This is a genomic window from Gymnodinialimonas sp. JB5-7, assembly GCF_055693405.1.
Map to the genome: position 1 here is coordinate 2,607,405 of NZ_JBVFUX010000012.1, position 26,213 is coordinate 2,633,617.

The window sequence follows — 26,213 nt, forward strand, 5'->3', positions numbered from 1 at the left end:
AACGACCCTGTCGCTTCTCGCCAGCATCCTTAGGATGCGGCGGTGGTGGGTGACCCTGGAATCGAACCAGGCGTGAGTCGCCTCGAGGGAGTTACAGTCCCCTGCCACACCTTGCGGCCTGTCACCCATTCCGACGCAGTGCGCGAAACGTGGACGCGGGATATCCATGCGCGCGGGAGGGGTCAAGCGGGAATGCGGCTTTGCATAGGCTCCATGCAACGCTAAGGGTGCGACATGGCAAAAAACCGACATGGGTGATCGACAAGGAACGCGGCAAACGGGCTGCAGCGGCGGAAACGCTATGGCTGTTCGGACTGCACGCGGTGCGCGACGCGTTGGCGAATCCCAACCGCGAGGTGTTGCGGCTGGTGGTCAGCAAAAACGCCGCCGATAAGCTGGCAGAGGCAATTGGCGCGCGGGGGATCACCCCGAGATGGCCGATCCGCGCAAATTTCCAGTGCCGCTTGATCCGGGCTCGGTCCATCAGGGGGCAGCTGTTGAGGTCAAACCGCTCGATTGGGGGGATTGGCGCGCCTTGGCGCGGGGCACGGGCGGTCGGTCTGTGGTCGTGATGCTCGACCGGGTCAGCGACCCGCACAATGTGGGCGCCATCCTGCGGTCGGCTGAGGTGTTCGGGGCGACAGCGGTGCTGGCACCCGCGCGGCATTCGGCGCCAGAGACGGGCGCATTGGCCAAGACGGCCTCCGGCGCGTTGGAGCGGATGCCATACGCGCGCATCGGCAATCTGGGTGACGCGATGGAGGCGCTCAAGGCCGATGGATTCTGGATGGTTGGTCTTGCCGAAGAGGGCGCGCAGGATATTCACGAGGTCGCGAAGGTCCACGCCGAAGGGCACGTGGCGCTTGTGATGGGCGCCGAAGGCCCGGGCTTGCGGGAACGGACACGGGAATTGTGCGATGTTCTGGCGAAAATCCCCTTTGCGCGCGATTTCGGATCGCTCAACGTCTCAAATGCGGCGGCTGTTGCCCTATATGCCCTGACGAAGGGGTAACAGATGCCACAAAACACGAAAATCGCGACCTGTTCGTATTGCGGGCGGCGTCAGACACTCAATTTCACCGCACGGCAGGGTCATGAGCTCGCCTGCGGCGCGTGCGGCGCGCCGATCCACGAGATGAAGTGGCTGAAACCGCCGGAGCAGCGGGGTGCGGTAAAACGATCCCCGCAGCGGCCTGCGCCCCATGGGTTTGGGCTGCCGGAGCGGGAGCTGAAGAGCCGCCGTAAGAAAAAGCATAAACCCAAATGGAAACGGGTGATGAAGGACGTGTTTGAAGACGCTTTCGATGTCATCGAAGATATTTTCGACTGACGCATTTTCACGAACGCGCCAGCCTGGGTTCCCTTTTGCGGAAACATGGGCATTTTGCACGGCGAACGACGCCTTCACCGGGAGCCTTCTCATGCTGACACGCCGCACGACCCTTTCCATGTTGACCGCTTCGACCGCGATCCTTCTGGCGCCGCCTGCGCTGGCGATGGAGCCGCCCGTCTATGCCGAGGGCGGGGTCGCCATCGACGGGGCGGATGCGGTTGCGTTCTTTTCGCTGGCCGAGGACGACGATCCGGTCATAGGTGTCGCGGATCACGCATTTGAGTGGAACGGGGCCACGTGGCATTTCGCAAATGCCGAAAACCGCGCCCTGTTCGCGGCCGATCCGGAGGCCTATGCGCCTGCCTTTGGCGGCTATTGCGCCTTTGCCGCGGCGCGCGGCTATGTGGCGAGCACGGTGCCCGAGGCCTGGTCAATCGTCGACGGGCGATTGTTCTTGAACTATTCCCTGCGCATCCGCCGCCGTTGGCTGCGTGAATTGCCCGAGGCGATTGGGAATGGCGACGCAAATTGGCCGGCAATTCTTGGCTAAGACAGGCGTGATCACGTTTTTGTAGCGCCTCTTTTCCAAGGCATTGGGCGACCCCATATCACTAACAGGCGCCGCGGGTCGGAACCCCGCGCGCCCATCACTGTCCCTCGTTCCGAAACTGCGCCCGCCGGATCTTCCGATGCGGGCGCCTTTTTTGTTTGCTATGAGGGGCCTATGACGACGACTCCTTCAGATGATCTGCTCCGCGAGGTCCTCAAGACCTCCAAATCCTTCGCCTGTGTGGGCGTCTCTCCCAACCCTGTGCGACCGTCGCACTATGTGGCGCGTTACCTGAGGCTGAAGGGGTACGATGTGATCCCCGTCAATCCCGGCCATGCTGGAAAAACCCTGTTTGGGGCGGAGGTTAGGTCAGATCTGGCCGACATTCCGGAGCCGTTCGATGTGGTCGATATCTTCCGGCGGCCCGAGGCTGTGCCAGATCTTGTGGACGCCGCCCTGGCGCTGGCGGTCCGGCCGAAGGTGATCTGGATGCAAATCGGTGTGACCCATGCGGAGGCTGCTGCAAAGGCGGAAGCGGAGGGTCTGATTGTGATTCAGAACCGCTGTCCCAAGATCGAGTATCAGCGTTTGTTCGGCGAGTTGAGGATGGGCGGGTTCAACACCGGAATTATTTCGTCCAAGCTGTGAAGACCGGGCGCTCCCGTGATCACCGCCAGTCGGCTTTGCCGACATGTTGGCGATCTTTGGGCCGCGCGCGCCGTTGGGCCGCAAGCGGCCCAACGGCGCGGGACGTCGCGCGGAATGGTGAGGGCAGTGCGTACGGGGGACGGTTGGATTCCTGCTGAGAGGCCGTTTGCTGGCATCTGTGCCATCAAACAGGCCGGTTCGAGTGTGGTCTGCGAGTCGGCTGCCGCGTCAAGGACAAGCCGCGCGGGCCGCGCGCGGTCGGCTGTGCCGATCCTTGACCCAGCCCTCGAGTCGCGGATGTCAGGCGCGAAGATCGGCGCGGACACGCATGAGGATTTCGCCCAATTTGTTGAGGCCCGTGCCGTCTTGACCGCCGCCCCAATAGTAATCCATCGGCGCATTTTCGACGATGCGGGCGGTGCCGGTGCCAAGAAGCAAATCGCGCGCTGCCGCATGGGTGCGAAATTTGCGTGAGACAGCGGCGTACATGATGCCGTCTTTCACCTCTTCCCAATCGGCGCGAAGGGGGACTGCGCGGGTCATGCCCAGGGCCTTGGCATCCTTGGGTTTGGAGGCGGATCGGATGCGCTCGCGGTAATCGGCGTCGTGAAACTTCATGGCCTGGAAGTAATGCTCGACGGTGCGCCAGTAGGTGCCCTCCATCTCCACGCCGAAGGGCGCGAAGTTGGAGAATTCGGCGTAGGGGTCGGTCTGGGCGTAGAAGTAGATCGTGTCAGCCACGGCTGGCCTTTTCCGCCAGGCCGGATTGGGCGCTGCGGCGGGCGAGTTCTGCCTCGATATCCGCGAGGCTCACGTCGCGGGCGGCGCACATGACGAGCAGGTGGTAGAGAGCGTCGGCGGCCTCGGATGTGAGGGCTGCGCGGTCGCCTTTGACGGCCTCAACGATGGCCTCGATGGCCTCTTCCCCGAACTTTTCCGCGCATTTTTCCGGGCCCTTGGCGAGGAGTTTGGCGGTCCACGAACTGTCGGGGTCTGCGGATTTGCGGGCTTCGATGGTGGCGGCCAGGTCTTGGATGCTCATGTCAGCCTCATTGGGATACCGGCGGCGGCCATGTGGGCCTTGGCCTCGCCGATTGTATAGGTGCCGAAGTGGAAGATTGAGGCGGCGAGCACGGCCGACGCGCCGCCCTCGGTGACACCTTCGACAAGGTGGTCGAGCGTGCCGACGCCTCCCGAGGCGATGACAGGGACGTTGACCGCATCGCTGACGGCGCGGGTCAGGGGCAGGTTGAAGCCCGCCTTCGTGCCGTCGCGGTCCATCGAGGTCAGCAGGATCTCACCAGCACCTTTGGCAACGACCGTTTTGGCGAAGGCCACGGCGTCGATACCGGTGGCTTTGCGGCCGCCATGGGTGAAGATTTCCCACTTTCCAGGCGCCACTGTCTTGGCGTCGATGGCGCAGACGATGCACTGGCTGCCGAACTTGTCGGCGGCGCGCGCGATGCAATCGGGGTCGGCCACGGCGGCGGAGTTGAACGAGACCTTGTCGGCGCCCGCCAGCAGCAGATTGCGCACGTCATCCACAGTGCGCACGCCGCCGCCGATGGTGAGCGGCATGAAGCACTGCTCAGCCGTGCGCGTGGCGAGGTCGTACATGGTGCCGCGGTTCTCATGCGTGGCCTTGATGTCGAGAAAGCACAGCTCATCCGCGCCGGCCGCGTCATAGGCGCGGGCTTGTTCGACGGGATCGCCCGCGTCGATCAGATCGACGAAATTGACGCCTTTGACGGTGCGGCCTTCGGCGACGTCGAGGCAGGGGATGATGCGGGTTTTCAACATGGGCGGGTTTTAGACCGAGACGGGCGCGCACGAAAGGGTGATTGGCGGGACGCTCCAATCGTGTGGACACTTTGCGCGAGACCAACACAAAATATGAGGTACACGATGACGCGGATGATGACACTCGCAGGAGCTTTGATCATAGCAGCCAGCCCGGTATTTGCAGAAGACTACGCGCAGCGCAGCAGCGCAGATGGCGTGGCCACGACGATGGATCGCCTGGTGGCTGCCGTGGAAAACGCAGGCGCGACCGTGTTCGCGCGGGTCAATCACGGCGCGGGGGCCGCGTCCGTTGATATGGACCTTGTGGATGCGGAGTTGCTGGTCTTTGGCAATCCGATGTTGGGCACACCGGCCTTGCAAGATGACATTCGCGCTGGCCTGCATTTGCCGTTGCGCGTGCTTGTGTACGGCGATGGTGAGGGCAGCGTGATCACATGGCAAACGCCTGAGGCCATGTTCGACGATCTCGATATTGCTGACGATGCCGCGTATCTGGAGCGGATGAACGGCGCATTAGGCAATCTCACGGCGGCGGCCGCAGGCGAGTGAATCAGTCGTCGTCGACTGAGCCGCCAAGCCAACGCACCAGAACCCACGTCACGCCTGCGATGCAGGTCAGCCCGCCTAGAATGAGAGCGCCTTGAACGATCACGGCGTTGGCGATGTTACGTCCGATATTGGCATCGCCGGTTCCGTTGCTGGCCGTCCATGCGATGGCACAGATCAACACACCTGCGGCAAGAGTGATCAGGGGACCTGTGAGTTTCATGGCTAAGCGTCCTTAAGCGTGTGATGCTCACAGCCTAGCAGATCATACCGCTATCACGCGATCAGCGCGCGGGCCTCCTGCATGCGCAGAACGGGGCGGGCCGGTGGGCCCCAACAAGCGGGCGCGGTGCGTAGATCGGGAAACAGCGTGAAAAGCTCTTCCCGGGTCCGGGCGGAAAGGGCCTGTTTGGCCATATCGCCGGGATGGAAGCTTTCCATCGGCAGGTCGTTGGCTTGGATGATTTCATGCCCATCGAAAAGCAGATGAATATACGTAACTGTCCGGGCCTTGGTATCTTGCGCAAAGAGCGCTTTGGCCGGGGCCAGCACCTCAGCCTCGCTGAACAAAAGCTGCGCGCTGGCGCCCCGCATCAGGATACGGTGCTGGGGCGAGACCTGCGTGTCGCGCGACGGAAGACCGGGTCCAAAGCTATCAGCAGGGATCGTGACCGGCGATAGGGCAGGATCATCTTCAGGTAACGCAACAGTCTGGCTGCAGATCCAGCGCAACGGTTGCAAGCCGTGATCCCGGGTGATGACCAGATCGCCCACCGACAGATCCTCAACCGCACGATAGCCTTGCGGGGTCGCAATCGCAGTGCCTGTCGTGAAGCAAAGAATCGCGCCTTGCTCAAACGTGACAATGCCAACGCCTTCATCGGCGTGCCCGGTATCGCCATCGACGGACGTATCCTCCTCAAACCGGAGCTGGATCGTATCCGTTCCCGCATTGTCATTGCGGAAGATGACATTGCCGGTGTCGGTGTCATTGCGTGTCTGGGTTTCCGCGACGGTGATCGGATTGGTGAAATCATCGCCAGTGGAGTAGGTGGACCAGCCGGAATTCACGGTGCTGCCGTTCAGGGCGGCACCACTGTCTGTGCCATTCCCGGGCTCAATTGCGATCCAGCCCACTTGTTCGGTGCCGTGCACGCCGTCCTGGCTTTCGGCCTCTTCCACGATCAGGTCGAACCCTGAGGCGGTGATATTGTAAGGATCGCTGTCGACGTTGGAGGCATCATTGTCGGACGCCACCGTGGTCAGCACCACGGGCGGGGCGGAGAACCCTGCGCCGAAGCCCACGGCCTCTCCATCGCCATCGGCATCGGCGTGACGCGCTTCGATCAGGCGGCCGTCGGGCAAGACATGGCTGCCTTCCTCGACCGCGATCCAATTGATGTCCTCGACGCGAGGATGGGGACCATCATGGTTTTCCCACTCGTCCATGGTGAACCGAAAACCGGTCGCCTCGCCAGCGGCATTGGTCTGCACGTCGATCACGCGCAGAGAGAACTTGTTGCCTCCGAAATCGGTGGCCATCAGCACGATGACAGGATCATCGAGCGGGTCCGCGAAGGTCACGACAATGGGCTCGCCCGTGACGGTGGTGTTGTCGCTGATTGTACCGGCTTCTCCGATCGCCAATGTGGGCTCCTGATCCATCGTGCTTTGTGTCCGGTTTTCGTTTGAAAACAGGAGGAAACTCGCACCTGTATACAGCTAACGGACAAATCAGTTCAGGGGGAAATGTGGCGCGACGTTGCCCCTAGCACCGGTCAGCGGGGCCTTGCCGAAACCGCGCATCGCGCAGGCGGTGGAGCGCTTAGCCAGACCCTTCGCGCCGCCGAACGACAAACTCCCAGACGCCTGCCAAAACCAACAGCGCAGCGCCGAACAGAATGCCAAGCCCATAGGCAAGTAGAGCAACACCCGAAATCCGGTCTGCGGCCGTTCCAGTTAGCCCAATCCCGGGACAGGTCCCAAATCCGTAGAGGAAATTGCCGGTACAGTTGGCCGTCAAAGCAATAAACACCACAAAGGCTGCGGTTAAAGTGACGACCCAGAAAAGCGCGCTGAGCTTGAGGATCTTGGACAGGCGCAGCGACCAGGAATGGGCGCCCCAGGCGGCAAAGGCCGCGCAGATGCACCAGGTCGGCAGCAATACGGTCAGGGATGCAACGATAAGATCGCTCACGCCAATGCGCCAAGCGCCTCGGCGAGGTCGAGCGCACCGTCGTAGAGCGCGCGGCCCGAAATGGCGCCTGAGATCACACCGGTGGCTTTGAGGGCCTGCAAGTCCGCGAGCGACGACACGCCGCCTGATGCAATCACCGGAATGGATGTCGCGCGCGCAAGATCAGCGGTGGCCTGCACATTCGGGCCACCCATCGCGCCGTCACGGTCGATGTCGGTGTAGATGATGGCGGCTACGCCCGCATCCTCAAAAGCTTGCGCGAGGTCGGTGACCATAACGTCGGTCTCTTCCGCCCAACCCTTGGTGGCGACACGGCCCTTGCGGGCGTCGATGCCGACCGCGACCTTTTCTGGGAACGCTTTTGCGGCTTCGCGCACCAGGTCGGGGTTTTCCACCGCGACAGTCCCAAGGATCACGCGCGCGATCCCCTTTTTCAGCCACATCTCGATGGTGGACATGTCGCGGATGCCGCCGCCAAGCTGCGTCGGTACGTTTGTTGCGGCGAGGATGGCCTCAACCGCTGCTCCATTCACCGGCTCCCCCGCGAAAGCGCCATTAAGATCAACGAGGTGCAGCCATTCGCAGCCAGCCTCCTCAAATGCCTTGGCTTGTGCGGCGGGGTCGGTGTTGAAGACGGTCGCTTCAGACATCTCGCCCCGCAAAAGGCGCACGGCGTTGCCGTCTTTGAGGTCGATGGCGGGGTAGAGGATCATGGGTATCTCGCGTCCAAAGGGCAGGTTTGCGCGGCTTTTGTCGCAGACAAGGCGGGCCTGCAAGGCCGCAACGTCATCCTTGCCACCATGGGTTGCACACGAAATGATCGCGCTCAGAGGAGACCAAGGGAGAACAAGGTTATGAAAAAGACGCTTCTTGGCGCCGTTTTGGCGCTAGTTGGCATGGCGGGGGCCGCGGCTGCGGATCCGTCGCATGGGGTGTGGCAGACCGAAGTGGATGACGGCAGCTATGCCTATGTCACGCTTGCGGGCTGCGGAGGGGCCGTTTGCGGCACCATCAGCCGCACGTTTGACAGCACCGGCGAATATCAAAGCCCGAACCTGGGCCGTCAGATCGTCATCGACATGGTGCCGCAGGGCGGCGGTGAGTACGAAGGCTCTGTCTGGCGCCCGTCGAATGACCGTATCTATATCGGCCGGATGAATGTCAGCGGCAACCAGTTGACGCTGCGCGGCTGCGTGGCCGGTGGCCTGATCTGCGCCCGTCAGACCTGGGTGCGCATCCAGTAGAGACTGTTCCAGAACAAAAAAAGGGGCGAGCCATTGGCGCGCCCCTTTCGCATTCTAAGGTGGCGTCTATGAGCCGCCGAAGGGTTGCCAGCGGGTCAGCTGGATCGCATTGCCCGTGCGAACGGCGTTGCGAACCTGGCTTTGCGAAGCGCAGGACAAGACATGGCCGGCGTTCTGGGTGCGGGCCGAAACACAGATGCCATCGCGGCCATTGTCGACCTCGCCCGCATAAATCGGATAGCCGAAGCCCGGGATCGGATTTGGTTCCGGCACCAGACGACAAACAGTGCGCAAGCCGTTGGAATCGTTTGAGAACTGCGTCATCGCAAGGATGCGGCCATATTCGTCTGGGACGTAGACTTCCAGATCAAACACATAGTTGCCGGTGAAGCAGTTCGCCGCCGTATAGTTCTCAGGGTAGACGGTGGTGGTCGTGGGGGTACAGGCCGAAAGGCCAACAAGCGCCAGAACGGCAACAAGCATGCGGATCAAGGGATTCTCCTCCGGGGTTAAGCGTGATCACGGATATGTGAACGTTAACTGATCGGTCCATTTTTGCCATGACCAAAAGCGCCAGCCCCACGCGTGATGTGCGGGTGTTGCACGGGTGACATGACCTTTCCGACAGTTAATCCTCTTGTGTTTAGCAAGCGTTCCGATCACCGTGTGATCCGATATTATGTATTACTTTTAGGAGTTTGAGATGTCTGATGACAACGAGGCCGGTGAATGGGCCGGCGAGATCCCATGCAAGCACAAGGGATAACGGAGACGGGTCTTCGACCACGACGTACACCTCCGCGAATTTTAACGAGAACCACTCGGAAACGACTTGGACCGCAGAGCGCACTCAATATTCAGGCGACCCAAATCTTGAGACACACAGCGTTACGATCAGGTCACATCGTGAAGACGGAGCGGTTGTTGAAGTAACCTATTCGGGGGCCCGCGATACCGAAGGTTTCAAGGAAATGATCGAGACCCTGGAAGCAGGGGAGTTGCCAAATGAAGCCGACAGTGCAGATCCCGAAGACCAGCCGAAAGAGGAGGAAGGGACGGAAAAGAAAGAACGCAAAGGGCTGCGCCGGTTTCTGAACCGCGTCGGTCGGTTCCTGGGCATCGGGGGGCGAAACGGCTTCCACATCCCTGTAAACGAAGAGGATTTCGGGCCTGGCGGACCTTTGGAGAACAGCGATGGCGGGCCGTGGGATCGCTTCCCAAACGGGCCAGTTGTCTTGATGGCCCAGGGCGACGACAAACAAGTGCTTGCCGTTGGGCCGCAAGCCGTTGCTGCGTGGATGGATAAAAATCTGCGTGGAAAGTAACGTGCGTTAGGGCCGCCAGCGCAGGAAATTCGCGATCATGCGCAGGCCTGCGGATTGGCTTTTCTCTGGGTGAAATTGCGTGCCGATCATGGTGTCGCGACCGACGATGGCCGTGACATCGCCGCCGTAATCGACATGCGCCAGACGGTGGGCAGGCGTGTCCACACGCATCGCGTAGGAGTGCACGAAGTAGGCGTGATCACCGGTAGAAACGCCTTCTAAAACAGGGTGTTGTGCGTCGATCTTCAAGTCGTTCCAGCCCATATGCGGGATCTTCAATGCCGGGGCTGAGGGGGTGATCCGGTCCACGACGCCGTCGATCCAGCCAAATCCCGCAACCTCCTGATATTCGAGGCCTAGGCGCGCCATCATTTGCATGCCAACGCAGATCCCGAAGAATGGCACGCCGCGTGCCTCGACAGCTTCAAGCAGCGCTTCTTCCAGCCCGTCAATCTCTCTAAGCCCTTGACGACACGCAGGAAAAGCGCCGTCACCGGGGAGGACGATGCGGTCTGCTTTCGCGACAGTATCGGGATCGGCGGTGACGATCAGATCGCCTGAGCCGACCTCGGCCGACATGCGCTGAAACGCTTTTTCGGCGGAGTGCAGATTGCCCGCGTCATAGTCGATCAGAACGGTGGTCATGGGCGCATCCTTGGGCATCGAGAACCAGTAAACTGTGACCAAATGGACGGATATGTGTTCATTTGGTCAGTTTTTTCGCGAAAATTGCGTCCAAATGATCACATTTTTCACAGGGCAGCAGGGCGGCCTGAATATGTGACCATTTGGACGGGTTTGCATGCCCTATAGCGTGCCCTTGGTGGAGGGGATATCGCCAGCCTTGCGGGGATCAACCTCAAGCGCGTCACGCAGGCTGCGGGCGACGGCCTTGAAGGCGGCCTCGGCAATGTGGTGGCTGTTGAAGCCCGCGCCTTGCGTGATGTGGAGCGTGATCCCGCCATGGGTCGCGAAGGCCTGGAAGAACTCTCGCACCAGCTCGGTGTCGAACGTGCCGATCTTCTGAGTTGGCATCTCAACCTCCCACACCAGAAAGGGGCGGCCGGACAGGTCCAGCGCGCAGGCGACGCGCGCGTCGTCCATCGGCAGGGTGCATTCGCCGTAACGGCGGATGCCGCGCTTGTCGCCCATGGCCTGGGTCAAGGCCTGGCCCAGTGCGATGCCAACATCTTCGACGGAGTGGTGATCATCGATGTGCAGATCGCCGGTGCAGCGCACGACCATGTCGATCAGGGCGTGGCGCGCCAACTGATCGAGCATGTGATCGAAGAATCCCACGCCGGTCTGATTGTTATAGGTGCCGGTTCCGTCGAGGTTGATCTCGACCGAAATGTCGGTTTCCGCGGTCTTGCGGCTGATCTGAGCCCTGCGCATGGTCGTGGTCCCTTGATGTCCGCCTGCCTTATAGAAACGCCAAGGGGCGTCGCCAAGGCGGGCGCGGGGCTTTTGTGGAGAGCGCGGCTATTGGGACGCGGTGAAGGATTTGGTGGGGGCGTCGGCGTGGATGCACTTGCTGGCGCGGGACCCTATTGAAGGTGGAGCAAGTACAGACTGCGCCAAAGGGCTGTAGGCATATCCGTGCCAGAGAGTTCGGTTCGCTCGATCCTGTAGCTTCCGCGCACTCTGTATTCCGTTCCCCAGCCGCCTTGGTCGACGATGGATGCCTCCATGACCTCGGCAGGGAAGGCGATGTATTGCTCACTTTGGCAGTCATTCGCGTCCCGCGGTACTTCCAGAACCAGCCAGCCGGGCATTTCGGTATCGGAAAAGGCCGCTCTGAAGCCTGTGTCTTCCGGGAGGCATGTGTCGTCCCGGTTGTCGTGCCGAAGGTCGCGATCAGGAACGCCGAAGCTGAGATCAACCTCGATTATTTCGCCGCCCACATCCTCCATCCGTCTGCGCAACGCGCGGTTTCCTTCGCAGGTGTCGGTGATGGCGGGGCAAAGTTCCCCCTGCCAGGACAGATCCCGTTCGAAAAGCTGCGCAAACAACCCTCCAACATTGAGGATCGCGCCGACACCGCTGCCGATGCTGCCGATCAAGACCAGTGCGACGATGATGGGATGTCGTTGAATCCATTCGAGCATTTTGCGCCTGCTATCTTTGCTTCGACCTTCCGAAAACCATAGGCCCGAGCCTTTGCGGTCGTAAACGACATTGTCGCGGAGATGGAACATGCGGGAGCAGGTGCACCGTGGAAATGCCCCGCGCCACCAGTCTAAAACGACGAAGGGCCGCCGGTTGGCGACCCTGTCGTAACACCCTCAAATTCCGAGGATATTTGGAGCGGGTGATGAGATTCGAACTCACGACCCTTACCTTGGCAAGGTAATGCTCTACCCCTGAGCTACACCCGCTCACTAAGTGTGCGGGCGTCTTATAAACGTTTTCGGAGGGGCGCAAGGGGAATTTCCTACCATTGTGCGAAGAGGTGGATCACGCCAGAGTGAGCGTGACCGCCCCAATGTTTCGGGGCACTGGGAGGACCGGGCCTTGACCGATCCGCTTGATAGATTCCGCGCCCGCCGATGGCGGGCTGCGGCGCATGATCCACCGGGGCGTCCAATTTCTTATGGCGCATCCGGGGATACCGGCCGGGTTGGCCTATGCTGGCCCGGATACGAAGACCCCTGAGACGGAGACAATATTTCCATGATTTCAAACCATCCCTTCCTGCCCGCGCTCGCGCTGGCAGCCACCGCTTTTGTGACACCTGCTATTGCACAGACCGAGGCGCTGACCCTTTCGAGCCTGACGGTCACCCGTTACGACACGATGCCCAATATCGACCCCGATCTGGCCTCGCCTTGCTGTGCCTTGCACACCTACGAGATCCGGTGAGGCCGAGGATTTCATCTATATCGACGCAAACTTTGCCGTTGCCTGGTCTGACGAGCTGGAACGCGTGCAGGTGCGGGCGGGCGATATTGGTCTGCAGTTGGAAAACGAGCCTGAAGCGCGCAGTGCGTGGGGGCGGTTCAATTTCTTCCCCGAGGTCGAGCGCGGCGGTAACAGCCTGAACGCGCGCCGTCCGCGGGATTGGCCGGAAGAGAATGCCGGTGGGCATCTGGACCTCGTCTTTACCGTGCCCGCAGGGGCCACAAGTGCGACCCTTGTGATCGGCGAAGGCGAGACGACGATGCGCATTCCGGTGGATCTGAACGTGCCCGTCACCGAATTGCCCGAAGCGTCGAGCTTCTTTGATGTTGCGATCAGCGGCATTTCTGCGTCGCCGGAACTGGTCACGGAAGACCGGATCGGTCGCACCAATATCCCCGGCCGGATCGTGCCGCGTCTGGGGGAGATCGTGCGGGTCGATATCTCGGTCACCGCTTTGCAGAACATCAATGTGGATGCGGAGCCGGGTGAGAACTCCTCCTTCTTCACCAACACCGATTTCGCGTTGATTGGCCCGGCGGGGTATCCGCTGCTGCCGATGGGTCGGTCGGTCTCGGGGTCGGTCCGCAACCGTTATTCGAATTCCATTAGCTGGGATGGGGAAGGGGCCTCTAACCCGGTCTCTGTCACCCTGTTCTTTCTGGGCGCCGGAACGGAAGGGGACTATGAGCTGTTCTTCTTCAACGAGACGGTTGGGAAGGTGACGTTGGGCGGGTAACGCCTTTGCAGTTGTGATGTAAGGCCCTCGGCGATGCCGGGGGCCTTTTCGTTTGTCGCCTTGAGCATTTTGCGTTTGATTGGAGTCGCAACCCGCTGCCGCGCGCCGATGACGCGAAAGCGGAACGCGATAGGATTGGCTCAGATAAGACGCAAAGTGCTTTAACGTTCGTAGGTCAGGACGGAGCCATCGGAGAGGGCAAAATCCTCGGTATGGAGCACAACGGTGTTCTTGAGGGCGAGAAGGATGCCGTAGGCACCCGGCTCATCCACCGAATCCGCGAAGGTGCCCTGGCCCAGGATCATCGGGATCTGGTGGCAGGGGCTTTTGAGGATGCTGACCGGCAGGCCGTCCGCGGAGGCATGGATGGTGCGGTGGATATGTCCGCAGATCAGGTGCTTCACATGGGGGGCCGCGTGCAGGCGTGACAGCAGGGCGTCTGCATTGGCCAGACCAATCGCGTCCATTGCCCAAAAGCCCACGGGGATGGGCGGGTGGTGGCACATGACGACCACGCTTTTGCCATCGGAGGCGGCGCGCGCAAGTTCAGCGTCCAGCCAGGCCAGCCGAGTGGCGCAAAGATAGCCATCATGTTCCAGCGGGGCCTGCCCGTCATAGTCATGGGTGTCGAGGATCAGCAGGCGCAGGGGGCCGAGGTCGAGGGCGGATTGCACGAAGCCGTCACGGTCAAGCGCGTCGGGGAAGACGGCGTGCAGGTTGTCGCGCAGGTCGTGGTTGCCCATCGTCGCGGTGATCGGGATGGGACAATCGGCCAGGGCGGGGGCGAGGTGCGCGTATTCGGCAGGGGTGCCGTTATGCGTCAGGTCCCCCAGAAGGATCAGGTGCTGGGCGTCGGGGTGACGGGCCAAGGCATGGGCGAGGCCTTGCTTGAACCGCGCCAGCGGGTCGAGGCCGATGATCGTTTCGCCCTCGGGGACGATGTGAAGATCGGTAAAGATCAGGGCTTTGTCGAAATGCTCTCCCATCTCGTGACGGTGCCGCAAGGGGCGCGGCGGGGCAAGACCCGTGCGTCAGCCGGCGCTGATTTCGACGTCGTCGATGGCGTAGAATTCATCGGATGTAGGTTCGGTCGAGTTTGATCCGACACCGAAGGTGAGCGTCTCACCCGGGTCGTCGACGGTGATTGTATAAGTCGCGCGGCTGTCATGGCCGTGGGTGCCGGAGCCCATCGGATCGTTGGTGTATTGCTGGTCCACGGTCACGGAGATGCCTGCGACAGCGGGTGCGGAGGTGGTGATATTGCCGTGGTTGTCGGAGTAGATCGCAACCGCTTGCCCGTTGACGAAGACGGTCGCGGGCGCGCCGGAGAGGTCATCGACGCCGATCAGGTCGAATGTGATGGTGGCAGCAGTCGAGCCGGCGGGCAGCGTCGCTGTGGTTGTCGCCAGCACGCCCGGGCCAAGTTGCAGGACGTGTCCGAAGCCCGCTAGGTTGACCATCTGGCCACCGGACCAACCGGCGGCGCCGGCAGAGAAGGTATCGGAAAAGATCGAGCTGAGATTGCTGAAGGGGAGGCGCCCACGCGCATATTGGCGAGGCTGTTGCCGATATCGCCTGTCAGGTTCTCGACCCCGCTGGACAGGACGGCCATGGCCGCCAGGCCAAGCCCGACAAGGCCGCCCGTCAGGACAACCCAATCGACGGTGACTGCACCGCTTTCATCCGTGGCGAATTCCGCAAACATCATTTGCGCGCCTTGTTCCTGACTGCGCCCCCAAGACATAGTAAACAGGGTCAGTTGGGCGGAAATATGGCGCGTCTTACTGCCAATTGGCCGGAAGTGGGTCAGGCGTGAGCGACTGCCACAAATAGTCATTGCCGGGCTGGGCCGCGATCACGCGGGTGGTGTAGTTGCCGTAGAGGCCTTCGGGGGTTGCAAGCGACCAGTCGCGGACATCTGCGGCCTCGAATGTCACACGGTCGCCTTGGCTCCAATCGCCCAAGTTGAACGGCTGGTTGTTGAGGAAGCCCTCAAAGCTGCCATCTTCCAATTGCCGGAACCCGGCGACCCAGATGATCTCGTCCCCGATATCCTGCGGGAAGGTCTGGAAGGCGACCTTCAGCGACCCGCCCTGCGCGATGCCGAATTCGTCGAGGACGAAATCGAGGAACAGGGGCAGGGTTGCCTGCGCCTCGGCCACGGCTTCGTTCATGACGATATGGGTGTCCTCGAACAGCTCGATGCCGTCGGCGTCGATGATTGCGGGTGCATCCTCTGGCGGGTCGGTCTTTTGCGCGAGCGCCGGGGTGGACAGCAAAACAAGGATCAGGGTCAGGCGGAGAAGCGGCATCATTTCCAATCCGGTGGCAAGATATCTGGCATGAGGCTTGCGAGAAATTCGGGGTTGTTCTGGGCAATGGCCTGCGCGCGGGCGCTGAGATAACCCCAGCGGCGTCCATCGGGGGCGACGAAGCCCCAATCGGCCAGTGCCACGTCACTTACGCTGATCGGGGTGCCTGCGGGCAGGTTGGTGTGCGGAGCCGGTGATCAGGAGGCCGTGAAACAGGCCATCCGTGTCGTGGCGGATCTGGTTCACCCAGAGGAATTCCGCGTTCGAGGAGTCCGGTGGTGAGCGGAAGGCGAACAGCAGCTGCGCGTTCGGGTGGCCCGTGCCGGTTTCGTCGAAGGCGTGGTCCATGAAGGTGGGCAGGGTCGCATCGAGCAGGCGAAAGACCATATCGAGCGGTTCTTCCCCCTCCAACAAAACGGCCGCCTGGGCATGGGCCGGTGGGGCAAGCGTGGTCAGCAGTAACGCGAGGAGGAGGCGGCGCATGGGGTCAGTTCCAGTCTGGCGGCAGAGGGTCTGGCATCAACGTCATCATAACCGCGCCGCCATCAGGGGCCCAGATTACGAAATCGCGGCCCCGGAAGTTACCATAGAAGCGGCCTTCGGAGGCGGGGGTGATGAGTTGCCAATCCCAGACCTGATCGGTGGTGAAGGTGAAGGTCTGCCCGAAGAGATGGGAGTGATGGGACATGGAGTTGCGGACGACGGTGCCTTCGTATTGGCCGTCGCCCAGGGCGCGGATGCCGCGCATGGGCTCGATGGAGCCGGAGGGGCAATCGGGGGTGAGGGTTCCGGGAGGTGGACCGAGACGTCGAGAAGGTCGGGGCCGGTGCCGTCGGTGAAGGTGTTGCGGACAAGGGTGGGAAAGCTGTCGCGGGCCGGGGTGGTATCGTAAAGCTGGATGCTTGGGGGCGAAGTTTGGCAGAGGGGGAGGGTTTGGGCGAGCGCCGGGGCGGGGAGGAGGACGCAGAGGGTGAGCAGGACGACGCGCATGGGGTGGGTCCGGTTTGGTTGGGGTCCTTTGGAATGTAGGGCTGGAGTGGGGCGTTCCCAAGCGGGGAGTGTGGATGATGAGGGGTTTGGCGTCGCAGCGAAGGGCGGGTTTGAGCCCAGACCTCCCAAATGCCGCGACGCAACGAAAGTCGGTTTAGCGCAGCGGGATCGCCGAGGACAAAACCAGCGATTTGGCCATTGCGCTGTCCAGCTGGTATCGCACCACCAACTCAGCCGACCAGCGGGTTATGGTTTGCGACGATGTACGATTCTACCCGCCAACGCGGCCAAACACAAAAAACCGCGCTACACCAAACTTTCGCCAAAGTCCTCCGCTACGTGTCAACCATGCCAATATGGAACATAATCTGGGCAACTTTCTTCGGCGGATCCTGTCTCGTTTTCGGGACTTGCGCCCTGTTCGGGTACTTTCCCGGAGAAAGCATCGGCGTCGTTATGTTTGCTCAGTTGGCCGAAAGGTTTGGTGCTATTGAAACGGGCCTTGGTACCATTTCGGTCGGCCTGATCCTGACCATCTGGTTCCTTCTGTCGCGCCCCGGGGTTGCCCATGACGGTGGTATGGGCTGCGACGGTGGCGGAGACGGCGGCGACTAGAAAACGCTCAGGTCGTTCAGTCCGATCCGCCAAAACCGGCGACACGGGTCCGCCGCCGTCATAGCACCGGGACTACCGCTTGTTTCGAACCGTCTAACTTAAAGATGATCAAAGCGGGCCTTACGAAGCGCGCTTCCGAGGTCCGCTTCGTCCGCGAAGCGGACCTATAAGCATCTCGCCAAAACCTTGACGCGGTGTGACCGGAGCGGGTGGTGCCTCACTCCAACTCCACCAGCAGATCCTTGGCGTCGATCTGGCCGCCGGGTGTGACGTGCACGGCCTTGATCGCGGCATCCTTTTCGGCGTGGAGGCCGGTTTCCATCTTCATCGCCTCGATGGTCAGTAGCAGCGTGCCTGCGGCGACCTTTTGGCCGGCTTGCACACCGACGCTCGCCACCACACCGGGCATGGGGGCGCCGATGTGGTTGGGGTTTCCGGCCTCGGCCTTGGGGCGCGCGGCCTTGCCGCCGCCTGCGATGCGGTTGGGGACGCGGACGGTGCGGGGTTGGCCGTTGAGCTCGAAGAACACGCGGACCTCGCCTTCGTCATTGGTCTCACCCACGGCGACGAGGCGGATGACGAGGGTGACGCCGGGGTCGATCTCGGCCTCGATCTCCTCGCCCTGGTCCATGCCGTAGAAGAAGGTCTTGGTGGGCAGGGTGCGGACGGGGCCGTATTCGGCGTGGCGGGTGGCGTAGTCGGTGAAGACCTTGGGGTACATGAGGTAGCCGTTGAGGTCTTCGTCGTCGATGTCGACGCCGAGTTCCTCGGCCAGTTTGGCGCGGGTGGCTTCGATGTCGACGGGGTCGAGGTGTTTGCCGGGGCGTTCGAGGTTGGGCTTTTCGCCCTTGAGGCGCCTTCTTGACGATGGCCTTGGGGAAGCCGTTGGGGGGCTGGCCCAGATCGCCCTTGAGCATGCCGATAACGGTGTCGGGGAAGGAGACTTCGGTGTTCGGGTCTTCGACCTGCGCGCGGTCGAGGCCTTGGGAGACCATCATTAGGGCCATGTCGCCGACAACCTTGGAGGACGGCGTGACCTTCACGATATCGCCGAACATCTGGTTCACGTCGGCATACATCTGCGCCACTTCGTGCCAGCGCTCTTCGAGGCCCATGGACCGCGCCTGCGCCTTGAGGTTGGTGAACTGGCCGCCGGGCATTTCATGCAGGTAGACCTCGGATGCGGGGGCCTGCATGCCGGACTCGAAGGCGGCGTAGTGGAAGCGGACGGCCTCCCAATAGTCGGAGATCTGGCGGATCGCGCCGATGTCGAGCCCGGTGTCGCGTTCGGTGAAGCGCAGGGATTCGACGATGGTGCCGAGGGTGGCCTGGGACGTGTTCCCCGAGAGCGCGTCCATGGCGCAATCGACGGCGTCCACGCCCGCTTCGGACGCGCGCAGGATGGTGCCGCAGGCGCTGCCAGCCGTGTCGTGGGTGTGGAAGTGGATCGGCAGATCGGTGGCGTCCTTGAGGGCGGGGATCAGGACCTCTGCTGCTGCTGGGCGCAGGAGGCCTGCCATATCCTTGAGGCCGAGAACGTGGGCGCCGGCCTTTTCCAGCTCCTTGGCCATGTCGACGTAATATTTCACGTCATATTTGGCGCGGTCGGGGTCGAGGATATTGCCGGTATAGCAGATCGTGCCTTCGACGATCTTGCCGGTCTCGCCCACCGCGTCCATGGCGACGCGCATGTTTTCGACCCAGTTGAGGCTGTCGAAGATGCGGAAGACATCTACGCCCGACTCCGCCGCCTGCTTGGCGAAGCCTTGCACCACGTTGTCGGGGTAGTTGGTATAGCCCACGCCGTTGGAGGCGCGCAGGAGCATCTGCGTCATGATGTTGGGCATCTTGGCGCGGATGTCGCGCAGGCGCTGCCATGGGCATTCCTGAAGGAAGCGGTAGGCGACGTCGAAGGTGGCCCCGCCCCAGCATTCGACGGAGAAGAGGCCGGAGAGGTTGTGGGCATAGGCGGGCGCGACCTTGATCATGTCGAGCGAGCGCATGCGGGTGGCGAGGAGCGATTGGTGGCCGTCGCGCATGGTCGTGTCAGTGATGAGGAGCTGTTTCTGCGCCTTCATCCACTTGGCGACGGCCTCGGGGCCTTTGTCGTCCAGCAGGTTGCGGGTGCCCGGGGGCGGGGCGTCGTAGGACACCTTTGGCGGACGCGCGGGCTTGATGTCGGCGGGCGGCGTGGGTCTGCCCTGCGTTTCCGGGTGCCCGTTGACGGTGATGTCGGCGACGTAGCGCAGGATTTTGGTGGCGCGGTCGCGGCGGGGCCGGAAATCGAAAAGCTCCGGCGTCTCGTCGATGAACTTGGTGTGGTACTGGTAGTTCAGGAACGTCGGGTGCTTGAGGAGGTTTTCCACGAAGGCGATGTTTGTGGACACACCCCGGATGCGGAATTCGCGAAGCGCGCGGTCCATCCGGGCGATGGCGGCGTCTGGCGTTGGGGCCCAGGCGGTGACTTTCTCCAGCAGGGAGTCGTAATAGCGCGTGATCACCGCGCCGGAGTAGGCCGTACCGCCGTCGAGGCGGATGCCCATGCCGGTGGCACCCCGATAGGCGGTGATGCGGCCATAGTCGGGAATGAAGTTGTTCGCCGGGTCTTCGGTTGTGACGCGGCACTGGATCGCGTGGCCGTCGAGTTTCACGTCGTATTGAGAGGCAACGCCGGTGGCGGCGGCCAGCATCTTGCCCTCGGCGATCAGGATTTGGGCGCGGACGATGTCGATGCCGGTGACTTCTTCGGTCACGGTATGTTCGACCTGCACGCGGGGGTTGACCTCGATGAAGTAGAAATTGCCCGAGTCCATATCCATCAGGAATTCGACGGTGCCCGCGCATTCGTAGTTCACGTGCTCGCAGATCTTCTTGCCGAGAAGGCAGATCTCATTGCGCTGCATGTCGGTCAGGTACGGCGCAGGCGCGCGTTCCACGACCTTCTGGTTGCGGCGCTGAACCGAGCAGTCGCGTTCGTAGAGGTGGTAGATATTGCCGTGGCTGTCGCCGAGGATCTGCACTTCCACATGGCGGGCGCGGAGGATCATCTTTTCAAGATAGCCTTCGCCGTTGCCGAAGGCGGCCTCGGCCTCGCGGCGGCCTTCGAGGACCTTTTCTTCGAGTTCATCCTCAGATGCGATGGGGCGCATGCCGCGCCCGCCGCCACCCCAAGAGGCCTTGAGCATCAGGGGATAGCCGATTTCAGCGGCTTCTTTCTTGATGGCGTCCATATCGTCGCCGAGGACTTCGGTGGCGGGGATGACGGGGACACCGGCCTCGATCGCGACGCGGCGGGCAGCAGGCCTTGTCGCCAAGGGCGCGCATGGTTTCTGCTTTGGGGCCGATGAAGGTGATGCCGTTCGCGGCGCAGGCATCCACGAAATCGGGGTTCTCCGAAAGCAGACCGTAGCCGGGGTGGATCGCGTCGGCGCCGCATTGCTTGGCGACGCGGATGATTTCTTCGATGGAAAGGTAGGCGGCGACGGGGCCCAGGCCTTCGCCGATCTTGTAGGCTTCGTCCGCCTTGAAGCGGTGCAGGCTGAGTTTGTCTTCCTCGGCATAGACGGCGACGGTGCGCTTGCCCAATTCGTTGGCGGCGCGCATCACGCGGATGGCGATTTCGCCCCGGTTTGCGACAAGGATTTTCTGGAATTCAGCCATGGGTGCACGTCCCTCAAGTAGCGAAGCGGTAGGGCGGAAAGACTGCCCTCAAGTAGCGAAGCGGTAGGGCGGAAAGACTGCCCTCAAGTAGCGAAGCGATAGGGTATTTCGGCACCCTTTCGCAGTTGCAGCAAATCTGTAAGGGCAGCGTGACCTGAGGGCAAGCGAGACGCAGGGAGGTGGCGGCAATTGCGGCTGGTCTGGAAACCAATTTCTAACGATTTGACGCTAGTTCAATTCGAGCAGCCACAAAGGCGAGGAGCTTTGCGCCGTGCATCGCGTCATCTACAGAAGCCGTGCCACGCGGTACTTTTCCGTTCAGGGCGTTGAGGCGTTGAGTGCCACGTGCCGCCGCAAAAATGCGGCGCTGGAGCTGACGGGCATTCTGGTTTTCCACGAAGGCCGGTTCTTTCAGGTTCTGGAGGGTGAGGATCAGGCGCTTCTGAATGTGATGCAGTCGATCACGAAAGACACACGGCACATGCAGCTGGAGCTGTTGGAGCATGGCCCGGTTGAACGGCGTGCCTTTCAGACATGGCGGATGGGGTATGCGATCCCGGACGGGTTGCAACGATCCCCTTTGGCGGCGTTTTCGATCCGGGATTTGTTGTCGCCGGACAGCCAGTATCGCGGGCAGGATGCGAATGTGCGCAATCACGTCCGACTGTTTCTGGCGAGTCTGCAGCAGCTTCCCAGCGCTGCGGCGAGTTAGGGACGCGCCCCGCGCAGCCGGAAGGGTTGGGTCATTTGCCAGCGGATGAGGTAATCCTCATCATAGACCTGATAGGCCACGCCGTGATGGCGGCTGACGGTCTCTATCTGGTACTCGTACTGGCTTTCGACCCCATCGGTGTCGATCAGAACCACCATCGGCTCCAACCCGGCCTCAAGCGCGTTGAACGTGGCCTGGTGCAGGCTGTCATAGGCCCCGCGCGTGCGGTCCAGTCCAACCTCGATCGCATGGGTGTCGGTCACGCAATCCACCCTGAACGTGGGACGAGACCGCATGCAGATCATAGGCGACCCGCTGCTCGGGCTCGCCGCCCAGAAGGGCGCACAGGATCAGGATGGCATCGGCCTCGGTCATGAGAACGATATAGGAACATACGCTCCGGATGTTAACCCATTGTTAATGAATTCGGTTAACGGAGTGTGAATGGGCGTGGACGGCGCGCAGGGTGCGGTAATCAGCATTCCGGCCCGATATAACGCACGCGGTTGAAGCCGGTTTGTTCAATCAAACCATCGCTGTAGATGGCGAAGGCGGCCTCGGTCACCATGCCCGTGTCGTGCTGCCCTGCGGGTGTGGAATAGGGAAAGGCAGCGGCAAAGGCATCGTCGATTTCGCGCGCGGTCATCTCGCAGCCGTTCGCCACCATCATGGCGACATACCAGTCACGCGCCTGATCCAAAGTGGTCAGGCTGCCCTGAGCCATGGCGGCAGAGGCCCAAAGGGCCAACACAGGCAGCAGAATGGGGTGTGCGGTGCGCATCGTATCAACTCCGTCCGTCGTAATAGGGCGACTTGCAAAGACGGCCCGGGATTTCGGCAAGGGTTCGCGCCCCGATCTGGGCCATATTGCTTTCCATGTCCTTTACGAGGACGTCGTGCCAATGGGCTGGGCCCTCGGCGCCGAGCGCACCAAGCGCGTAGTGCCAAGCCCGACCCATCATGACGAAATCTGCCCCAAGGGCCAGCGCACGGATCACGTCGAGCCCGCCTTCCACGCCGCTGTCGAAAATCAGGGGCAGGCGCGTGGCTGCGCGCATGTCCGGCAGCACGCCAGCCGCGCCCGGCGCGCCATCGAACTGGCGGCCGGCATGGTTCGACACCCAGATGGCATCGACGCCCTCTGTTTCGGCGCGCTTGGCGATTTCAGGCTCTGTCACGCCTTTGAGGATGAATGCGCCGTCCCATCGGTCGCGGAGCGCCGCGACATAGTCCCAGTCCGGGGCCGCGCGCAGCAGGTAGCCGATATGGGCGGTCGAGGGCAGGGGGCCTTTTTCAAGCAGCCCCTCCGCGTAGCTGTCCATCAGCCGCATGCGGGGCATGCCGCTGGCCCGGATGCCAAGCGCCCAGGCCGGGCAGCGCGCGACCTGCGCCAACAGGCGCGGCGTGAGCCGGGGCGGCTGCACCAACCCGCCGCGGGTCTGGCGTTCGCGGCGCGAGGCGGCCGGGACATCGACGGTCAGCACCAGCGTGTGAAAGCCTGCGGCCTTGGCGCGGGTCAGCATATCATCGCGGATCTCCAGCGCTTTGGGGGGATACATCTGGAACCAGCCCTGATCGGCAACCATTGGCCCGATGGCCTCGGGCAGGGCGGTCGCCACGGTGGACAGCCCGTAAGGAATGCCCGCGTGCGCGGCGTGCCGGGCCAGCAGCCCCTCCGCCTCGGGCCAGATCAGGCCCGACATGCCGACGGGCGCGATGCCGAACGGCACCGGATAGTCCCGCCCCAGAAAGGTGGCGGCGAGCGACGGGGCAACCTCACCGCGCAAGGCAGCGGGATGGAGCAAAACCGCATCGAGCGCCGCCCGGTTCCGGCGCGCCGTGGCCTCTTGCCCGGTGGCCGAGTCCAAATATTCCCAAACGAAATGCGGAATGCGCCGACGCGCGCGCGCCTTCAGATCGCTCAGGGCAGGGTATTTGGCATGCAGATCCATGGCGCCTGAATACCGCCAAACCCCCGCAACTCAATCAGATTTGTCACAAATTGCGCGCGCGCCCTCTTTGTTCCCCGAAAATGCCGGGGGAGCGCGAGGGGGCTGGCCCCCTCGCACCGGACCTCGGCTACAGACGCGGACAGAACAATCTGCGAACAAACCTTTAAAATCATGCGCGCCCGCTCTATTCTCCCGCGCATGAGCAGTTTTGACGATTCCGACGCGTTCGAGGCCGCCGCTGGCGCCTCCCTCGCGGCCCGCGCCATGGCCGCGCGGCCCATGCCCTATATGGACGGCCTGAACCCCGCGCAGCGGGAGGCGGTCGAACAACTCGACGGTCCCGTCCTGATGCTGGCGGGCGCGGGCACGGGAAAAACCCGTGCGTTGACGGCGCGGATTGCGCATCTGCTGAGCACCGGCCATGCGCGCCCCAATGACATTCTGGCCGTGACCTTCACCAACAAGGCCGCGCGCGAGATGAAGAACCGGGTGGGCCAGCTTCTGGGCCAACCGGCGGAGGGGATGCCCTGGCTGGGCACGTTCCACGCGATCTGCGTGAAACTTCTGCGGCGGCATGCGGAGTTGGTGGATCTGAAGTCGAACTTCACGATCCTCGATACCGATGATCAGAACCGGCTCTTGAAGCAGTTGATCATTGCGGCGGAGATTGACGAAAAGCGCTGGCCTGCGCGCGCCTTGGGGTCGATCATCGACGGCTGGAAAAACCGCGCGTTGTTGCCTGACAAGGTGCCCGCTGCCGACCACGGCGCGTTCAACCATCGCGGCGTGGAGCTTTATGCGCAGTATCAGGCCCGCCTGCGCGACCTGAACGCCTGCGATTTCGGCGACCTGCTGCTGCACATGATCCGGATTTTCCAGGAAAACGAGGACCTTCTGGCGCAGTACCAACGCTGGTTCCGCTACATCCTGGTGGACGAGTATCAGGATACGAACGTCGCGCAGTATCTGTGGCTGCGGCTGCTGGCGGCCGGGCATCAGAATATCTGCTGCGTGGGCGATGATGACCAGTCGATCTACGGCTGGCGCGGGGCCGAGGTGGGCAACATCCTGCGGTTCGAGAAGGATTTTCCGGGCGCCAAGGTCGTGCGGTTGGAACAGAATTACCGCTCGACGGGCCATATTCTGGCGGCGGCGTCCGGCGTGATCGAGGGCAATAAGGGGCGGCTTGGCAAGACGCTGTGGACTGCTGGCGAGGACGGCGAAAAGGTCCGCCTGATCGGCCATTGGGACGGCGATGAAGAAGCGCGCTGGGTTGGTGAAGAGATCGAAGCGATGGGGCAGGGCACGCGGGGGATGGACCCGATCGGCCCGAATTCCATTGCGATCCTCGTCCGCGCCTCGCACCAGATGCGGGCGTTTGAGGACCGATTTCTGACGATTGGACTGCCGTATCGGGTGATCGGCGGGCCGCGCTTTTATGAGCGGATGGAGATCCGCGATGCCATGGCCTATTTCCGCGTGGTCGTCAGCCCCGACGATGATCTGGCGTTTGAGCGGATTGTGAACACGCCCAAGCGGGGTCTTGGCGACAAGGCGCAGCAGACCATCCAGAAAATGGCGCGCTCCAACGGGGTGAGCCTGCTGGAAGGCGCGCGGCTGTGTGTGGAAACCAAGGCGATTGGCGGGAAGGGCGGCAAGGCGCTGGGGGAGTTGGTCGAAGGGATCGGGCGCTGGCGTCAGATGCTGACCGGGCCGCTGCGACAGGTCGGGCCTGCCGAGGATCTGATCGAGGAAGAGAACGCGCCATCCGGGGTCAGCCACATTGAACTGGCCGAGATCATTCTGGATGAGAGCGGCTACACCGCCCATTGGCAGAACGACAAGACGCCCGAGGCGCCGGGGCGGTTGGAGAACCTCAAGGAACTGGTCAAGGCGCTGGAATCGTTTGAGAACCTGCAAGGCTTCCTCGAACATGTCAGCCTAATCATGGACAACGAGATCCGACGATCAGGAGCCGAAGGTCACGATCATGACGCTGCACGCCGCGAAGGGGCTGGAATTTCCGGCGATCTTCCTGCCGGGCTGGGAAGATGGTCTGTTCCCCAGTCAGCGCAGCATGGATGAGAGCGGGATGACCGGCTTGGAGGAAGAGCGGCGGCTTGCTTATGTGGGCATCACGCGCGCCGAGGAGGTCTGCACGATCAGCTTTGCGGGCAATCGGCGGGTTTATGGGCAATGGCAAAGCCAGCTTCCCAGCCGGTTCATCGATGAATTGCCGGAGGAGCATGTGGAGGTGCTGACGCCGCCGGGGCTCTATGGGCATCAGGGATCAGTTTCGGCCAGTGCCTCACCGGTTTCGCAGACCATGGCGGGCAGCAACCTGCATGATCGGGCGTCCAAGGCGGATGTCTATAACTCGCCCGGACTGGCGGCGGTTGCAGGCCAATCAGGGGCAGCGCCCCATGCGCCAGCCGTCTGAGGCCAAGAACATGACCATCGACGCGGATGCGGTCAGCGCATTCACCATTGGCGATCGCGTTTTTCACCAGAAGTTCGGCTATGGCGAGGTCATGAGCGTTGAGGGCGACAAGCTGGGGATCGAGTTTGACAAGGCGGGCAGCAAGCACGTGGTGGGCCGGTTTCTGGTGGCGGCGGGCAGCGAAGGCGGCGACGTGCCGTTCTAGCGGCTGGCGCCTGCGGGTTAACCCGCTATCGACATTTCGCGCAC

At 62.2% G+C, this 26,213-nt stretch carries 35 protein-coding genes, 2 tRNA genes and 2 pseudogenes; 15 read left to right on the forward strand and 24 right to left on the reverse strand.

Translation table 11 applies throughout. The features are described 5' to 3' along the window. Positions 1–43 precede the first annotated feature (43 nt). A tRNA-Tyr gene (locus ACZ1HK_RS22055) sits at positions 44–127 on the reverse strand. Positions 128–227: 100 nt separating this feature from the next. Between ACZ1HK_RS22055 and rlmB the strand changes: the two are divergent. From rlmB to ACZ1HK_RS22075, 4 genes and pseudogenes are all read left to right on the forward strand, one after another. Then, positions 228–1,012: pseudogene (gene rlmB / locus ACZ1HK_RS22060) on the forward strand (23S rRNA (guanosine(2251)-2'-O)-methyltransferase RlmB). A 123-nt stretch (positions 1,013–1,135) separates the two neighbouring features. Continuing rightward, positions 1,136–1,330, forward strand: coding sequence for a hypothetical protein (locus ACZ1HK_RS22065; RefSeq protein ID WP_472630500.1), 195 nt, complete (start codon positions 1,136–1,138; stop codon positions 1,328–1,330). A 91-nt stretch (positions 1,331–1,421) separates the two neighbouring features. Next, positions 1,422–1,883, forward strand: coding sequence for a YHS domain-containing (seleno)protein (locus tag ACZ1HK_RS22070; RefSeq protein WP_472630501.1), 462 nt, complete (start codon positions 1,422–1,424; stop codon positions 1,881–1,883). Positions 1,884–2,057: 174 nt separating this feature from the next. Then, the gene (locus ACZ1HK_RS22075) at positions 2,058–2,531 is read left to right on the forward strand and encodes a CoA-binding protein (RefSeq protein WP_472630502.1); all 474 of its coding nucleotides are present in this window, start codon (positions 2,058–2,060) and stop codon (positions 2,529–2,531) included. A gap of 300 nt (positions 2,532–2,831) precedes the next feature. On the opposite strand, the gene ACZ1HK_RS22080 is transcribed toward ACZ1HK_RS22075, so the two are convergent. From ACZ1HK_RS22080 to hisF, 3 genes are read right to left on the reverse strand one after another with little or no spacing between them, the layout of a single operon-like run. Beyond that, positions 2,832–3,272 (reverse strand): NADAR family protein, encoded by a 441-nt coding sequence (locus ACZ1HK_RS22080; protein ID WP_472630503.1) that lies wholly within the window; start codon positions 3,270–3,272, stop codon positions 2,832–2,834. Next, positions 3,265–3,573 carry a phosphoribosyl-ATP diphosphatase gene (locus tag ACZ1HK_RS22085; RefSeq protein WP_472630504.1) on the reverse strand — a complete coding sequence of 103 codons (309 nt, stop codon included), beginning with the start codon at positions 3,571–3,573 and terminating at the stop codon, positions 3,265–3,267. Before ACZ1HK_RS22085 ends, ACZ1HK_RS22080 begins: the two co-directional genes overlap by 8 nt. Further along, on the reverse strand, positions 3,570–4,331 hold the full coding sequence (gene hisF, locus ACZ1HK_RS22090) for an imidazole glycerol phosphate synthase subunit HisF (protein WP_472630505.1): 762 nt from the start codon (positions 4,329–4,331) through the stop codon (positions 3,570–3,572). The genes ACZ1HK_RS22085 and hisF overlap by 4 nt, the downstream gene beginning before the upstream one ends. 105 nt (positions 4,332–4,436) lie before the next feature. Here hisF and ACZ1HK_RS22095 point away from each other — a divergent pair, with 105 nt between their 5' ends. Then, entirely contained in the window at positions 4,437–4,883 is a 447-nt protein-coding gene (locus ACZ1HK_RS22095) for a DUF302 domain-containing protein (protein WP_472630506.1), read from the forward strand. A 1-nt stretch (position 4,884) separates the two neighbouring features. On the opposite strand, the gene ACZ1HK_RS22100 is transcribed toward ACZ1HK_RS22095, so the two are convergent. The 4 genes from ACZ1HK_RS22100 to hisA all read right to left on the reverse strand — a co-directional run bounded on the left by ACZ1HK_RS22100 (position 4,885) and on the right by hisA (position 7,790). After that, positions 4,885–5,103: a hypothetical protein gene (locus tag ACZ1HK_RS22100; RefSeq protein ID WP_472630507.1), complete on the reverse strand. Its 219-nt coding sequence runs from the start codon at positions 5,101–5,103 to the stop codon at positions 4,885–4,887. Between the two features lie 53 nt (positions 5,104–5,156). Further along, a complete protein-coding gene (locus tag ACZ1HK_RS22105) occupies positions 5,157–6,527 on the reverse strand; it encodes a Hint domain-containing protein (protein ID WP_472630508.1) in 1,371 nt (456 codons plus the stop codon). Positions 6,528–6,705: 178 nt separating this feature from the next. Further along, positions 6,706–7,077 (reverse strand): hypothetical protein, encoded by a 372-nt coding sequence (locus ACZ1HK_RS22110; protein ID WP_472630509.1) that lies wholly within the window; start codon positions 7,075–7,077, stop codon positions 6,706–6,708. After that, positions 7,074–7,790, reverse strand: coding sequence for a 1-(5-phosphoribosyl)-5-[(5-phosphoribosylamino)methylideneamino]imidazole-4-carboxamide isomerase (gene hisA / locus ACZ1HK_RS22115; RefSeq protein WP_472630510.1), 717 nt, complete (start codon positions 7,788–7,790; stop codon positions 7,074–7,076). The genes ACZ1HK_RS22110 and hisA overlap by 4 nt, the downstream gene beginning before the upstream one ends. A gap of 141 nt (positions 7,791–7,931) precedes the next feature. Here hisA and ACZ1HK_RS22120 point away from each other — a divergent pair, with 141 nt between their 5' ends. Beyond that, positions 7,932–8,321 (forward strand): DUF2147 domain-containing protein, encoded by a 390-nt coding sequence (locus tag ACZ1HK_RS22120; RefSeq protein WP_472630511.1) that lies wholly within the window; start codon positions 7,932–7,934, stop codon positions 8,319–8,321. 66 nt (positions 8,322–8,387) lie between these two features. Here the strand turns inward: ACZ1HK_RS22120 and ACZ1HK_RS22125 are convergent, their stop codons facing one another. After that, positions 8,388–8,813, reverse strand: coding sequence for a hypothetical protein (locus ACZ1HK_RS22125; protein WP_472630512.1), 426 nt, complete (start codon positions 8,811–8,813; stop codon positions 8,388–8,390). A gap of 479 nt (positions 8,814–9,292) precedes the next feature. Here ACZ1HK_RS22125 and ACZ1HK_RS22130 point away from each other — a divergent pair, with 479 nt between their 5' ends. Next, positions 9,293–9,646 (forward strand): hypothetical protein, encoded by a 354-nt coding sequence (locus ACZ1HK_RS22130; RefSeq protein ID WP_472630513.1) that lies wholly within the window; start codon positions 9,293–9,295, stop codon positions 9,644–9,646. Positions 9,647–9,652: 6 nt separating this feature from the next. On the opposite strand, the gene hisH is transcribed toward ACZ1HK_RS22130, so the two are convergent. The 4 genes from hisH to ACZ1HK_RS22150 all read right to left on the reverse strand — a co-directional run bounded on the left by hisH (position 9,653) and on the right by ACZ1HK_RS22150 (position 12,024). Continuing rightward, positions 9,653–10,291, reverse strand: a complete 639-nt coding sequence (gene hisH / locus ACZ1HK_RS22135; RefSeq protein WP_472630514.1) for an imidazole glycerol phosphate synthase subunit HisH — start codon at positions 10,289–10,291, stop codon at positions 9,653–9,655. 162 nt (positions 10,292–10,453) lie between these two features. Further along, positions 10,454–11,041: an imidazoleglycerol-phosphate dehydratase HisB gene (hisB, locus tag ACZ1HK_RS22140; RefSeq protein ID WP_472630515.1), complete on the reverse strand. Its 588-nt coding sequence runs from the start codon at positions 11,039–11,041 to the stop codon at positions 10,454–10,456. A 152-nt stretch (positions 11,042–11,193) separates the two neighbouring features. After that, positions 11,194–11,754: a hypothetical protein gene (locus ACZ1HK_RS22145; RefSeq protein WP_472630516.1), complete on the reverse strand. Its 561-nt coding sequence runs from the start codon at positions 11,752–11,754 to the stop codon at positions 11,194–11,196. 195 nt (positions 11,755–11,949) lie between these two features. Further along, a tRNA-Gly gene (locus ACZ1HK_RS22150) sits at positions 11,950–12,024 on the reverse strand. Positions 12,025–12,319: 295 nt separating this feature from the next. On the opposite strand from ACZ1HK_RS22150, the gene ACZ1HK_RS22155 reads away from it, so the two are divergent. Together ACZ1HK_RS22155 and ACZ1HK_RS22160 are read left to right on the forward strand one after the other, a co-directional pair. Further along, on the forward strand, positions 12,320–12,508 hold the full coding sequence (locus tag ACZ1HK_RS22155; protein WP_472630517.1) for a hypothetical protein: 189 nt from the start codon (positions 12,320–12,322) through the stop codon (positions 12,506–12,508). Further along, positions 12,480–13,283, forward strand: a complete 804-nt coding sequence (locus tag ACZ1HK_RS22160) for a hypothetical protein (protein ID WP_472630518.1) — start codon at positions 12,480–12,482, stop codon at positions 13,281–13,283. The genes ACZ1HK_RS22155 and ACZ1HK_RS22160 overlap by 29 nt, the downstream gene beginning before the upstream one ends. Before the next feature lie 161 nt (positions 13,284–13,444). Here the strand turns inward: ACZ1HK_RS22160 and ACZ1HK_RS22165 are convergent, their stop codons facing one another. The 7 genes from ACZ1HK_RS22165 to ACZ1HK_RS22195 all read right to left on the reverse strand — a co-directional run bounded on the left by ACZ1HK_RS22165 (position 13,445) and on the right by ACZ1HK_RS22195 (position 16,343). Beyond that, entirely contained in the window at positions 13,445–14,269 is an 825-nt protein-coding gene (locus tag ACZ1HK_RS22165) for a metallophosphoesterase (RefSeq protein ID WP_472630519.1), read from the reverse strand. A gap of 45 nt (positions 14,270–14,314) precedes the next feature. Then, positions 14,315–14,743 carry a hypothetical protein gene (locus ACZ1HK_RS22170; protein ID WP_472630520.1) on the reverse strand — a complete coding sequence of 143 codons (429 nt, stop codon included), beginning with the start codon at positions 14,741–14,743 and terminating at the stop codon, positions 14,315–14,317. Continuing rightward, complete coding sequence (locus ACZ1HK_RS22175; RefSeq protein WP_472630521.1) at positions 14,731–14,991, reverse strand: pilus assembly protein; 261 nt, start codon at positions 14,989–14,991, stop codon at positions 14,731–14,733. The genes ACZ1HK_RS22170 and ACZ1HK_RS22175 overlap by 13 nt, the downstream gene beginning before the upstream one ends. Before the next feature lie 73 nt (positions 14,992–15,064). Continuing rightward, complete coding sequence (locus ACZ1HK_RS22180; protein WP_472630522.1) at positions 15,065–15,598, reverse strand: DUF2314 domain-containing protein; 534 nt, start codon at positions 15,596–15,598, stop codon at positions 15,065–15,067. After that, positions 15,595–15,738: a hypothetical protein gene (locus ACZ1HK_RS22185; RefSeq protein WP_472630523.1), complete on the reverse strand. Its 144-nt coding sequence runs from the start codon at positions 15,736–15,738 to the stop codon at positions 15,595–15,597. The genes ACZ1HK_RS22180 and ACZ1HK_RS22185 overlap by 4 nt, the downstream gene beginning before the upstream one ends. A 1-nt stretch (position 15,739) precedes the next feature. Further along, entirely contained in the window at positions 15,740–16,078 is a 339-nt protein-coding gene (locus tag ACZ1HK_RS22190; protein WP_472630524.1) for a hypothetical protein, read from the reverse strand. A gap of 4 nt (positions 16,079–16,082) precedes the next feature. Then, positions 16,083–16,343: a hypothetical protein gene (locus tag ACZ1HK_RS22195; RefSeq protein ID WP_472630525.1), complete on the reverse strand. Its 261-nt coding sequence runs from the start codon at positions 16,341–16,343 to the stop codon at positions 16,083–16,085. 47 nt (positions 16,344–16,390) lie between these two features. On the opposite strand from ACZ1HK_RS22195, the gene ACZ1HK_RS22200 reads away from it, so the two are divergent. Both ACZ1HK_RS22200 and ACZ1HK_RS22205 read left to right on the forward strand, forming a co-directional pair. Continuing rightward, the gene (locus tag ACZ1HK_RS22200) at positions 16,391–16,624 is read left to right on the forward strand and encodes a hypothetical protein (protein WP_472630526.1); all 234 of its coding nucleotides are present in this window, start codon (positions 16,391–16,393) and stop codon (positions 16,622–16,624) included. Between the two features lie 417 nt (positions 16,625–17,041). Beyond that, a complete protein-coding gene (locus ACZ1HK_RS22205) occupies positions 17,042–17,200 on the forward strand; it encodes a hypothetical protein (protein ID WP_472630527.1) in 159 nt (52 codons plus the stop codon). Positions 17,201–17,417: 217 nt separating this feature from the next. On the opposite strand, the pseudogene ACZ1HK_RS22210 reads toward ACZ1HK_RS22205, so the two are convergent. After that, positions 17,418–20,860 (reverse strand): annotated as a pseudogene (locus ACZ1HK_RS22210) (pyruvate carboxylase). 271 nt (positions 20,861–21,131) lie between these two features. Between ACZ1HK_RS22210 and ACZ1HK_RS22215 the strand changes: the two are divergent. Beyond that, positions 21,132–21,572, forward strand: a complete 441-nt coding sequence (locus ACZ1HK_RS22215) for a BLUF domain-containing protein (protein WP_472630528.1) — start codon at positions 21,132–21,134, stop codon at positions 21,570–21,572. On the opposite strand, the gene ACZ1HK_RS22220 is transcribed toward ACZ1HK_RS22215, so the two are convergent. The 3 genes from ACZ1HK_RS22220 to ACZ1HK_RS22230 all read right to left on the reverse strand — a co-directional run bounded on the left by ACZ1HK_RS22220 (position 21,569) and on the right by ACZ1HK_RS22230 (position 23,524). After that, positions 21,569–21,835, reverse strand: coding sequence for a hypothetical protein (locus ACZ1HK_RS22220; RefSeq protein ID WP_472630529.1), 267 nt, complete (start codon positions 21,833–21,835; stop codon positions 21,569–21,571). The genes ACZ1HK_RS22215 and ACZ1HK_RS22220 overlap by 4 nt on opposite strands. Before the next feature lie 212 nt (positions 21,836–22,047). Beyond that, positions 22,048–22,353: a hypothetical protein gene (locus ACZ1HK_RS22225; protein WP_472630530.1), complete on the reverse strand. Its 306-nt coding sequence runs from the start codon at positions 22,351–22,353 to the stop codon at positions 22,048–22,050. A 4-nt stretch (positions 22,354–22,357) separates the two neighbouring features. Beyond that, on the reverse strand, positions 22,358–23,524 hold the full coding sequence (locus ACZ1HK_RS22230) for an alpha-hydroxy acid oxidase (RefSeq protein ID WP_472630531.1): 1,167 nt from the start codon (positions 23,522–23,524) through the stop codon (positions 22,358–22,360). Between the two features lie 198 nt (positions 23,525–23,722). Here ACZ1HK_RS22230 and ACZ1HK_RS22235 point away from each other — a divergent pair, with 198 nt between their 5' ends. Genes ACZ1HK_RS22235 through ACZ1HK_RS22245 form a run of 3 tightly spaced genes read left to right on the forward strand, consistent with a single transcriptional unit; the run spans position 23,723 to position 26,169 of the window. Further along, entirely contained in the window at positions 23,723–25,609 is a 1,887-nt protein-coding gene (locus ACZ1HK_RS22235) for an ATP-dependent helicase (protein ID WP_472630532.1), read from the forward strand. After that, positions 25,515–25,964 carry a 3'-5' exonuclease gene (locus ACZ1HK_RS22240; RefSeq protein WP_472630533.1) on the forward strand — a complete coding sequence of 150 codons (450 nt, stop codon included), beginning with the start codon at positions 25,515–25,517 and terminating at the stop codon, positions 25,962–25,964. The genes ACZ1HK_RS22235 and ACZ1HK_RS22240 overlap by 95 nt, the downstream gene beginning before the upstream one ends. Positions 25,965–25,974: 10 nt before the next feature. Further along, positions 25,975–26,169, forward strand: coding sequence for a hypothetical protein (locus ACZ1HK_RS22245; protein ID WP_472630534.1), 195 nt, complete (start codon positions 25,975–25,977; stop codon positions 26,167–26,169). Positions 26,170–26,213: the final 44 nt, after the last annotated feature.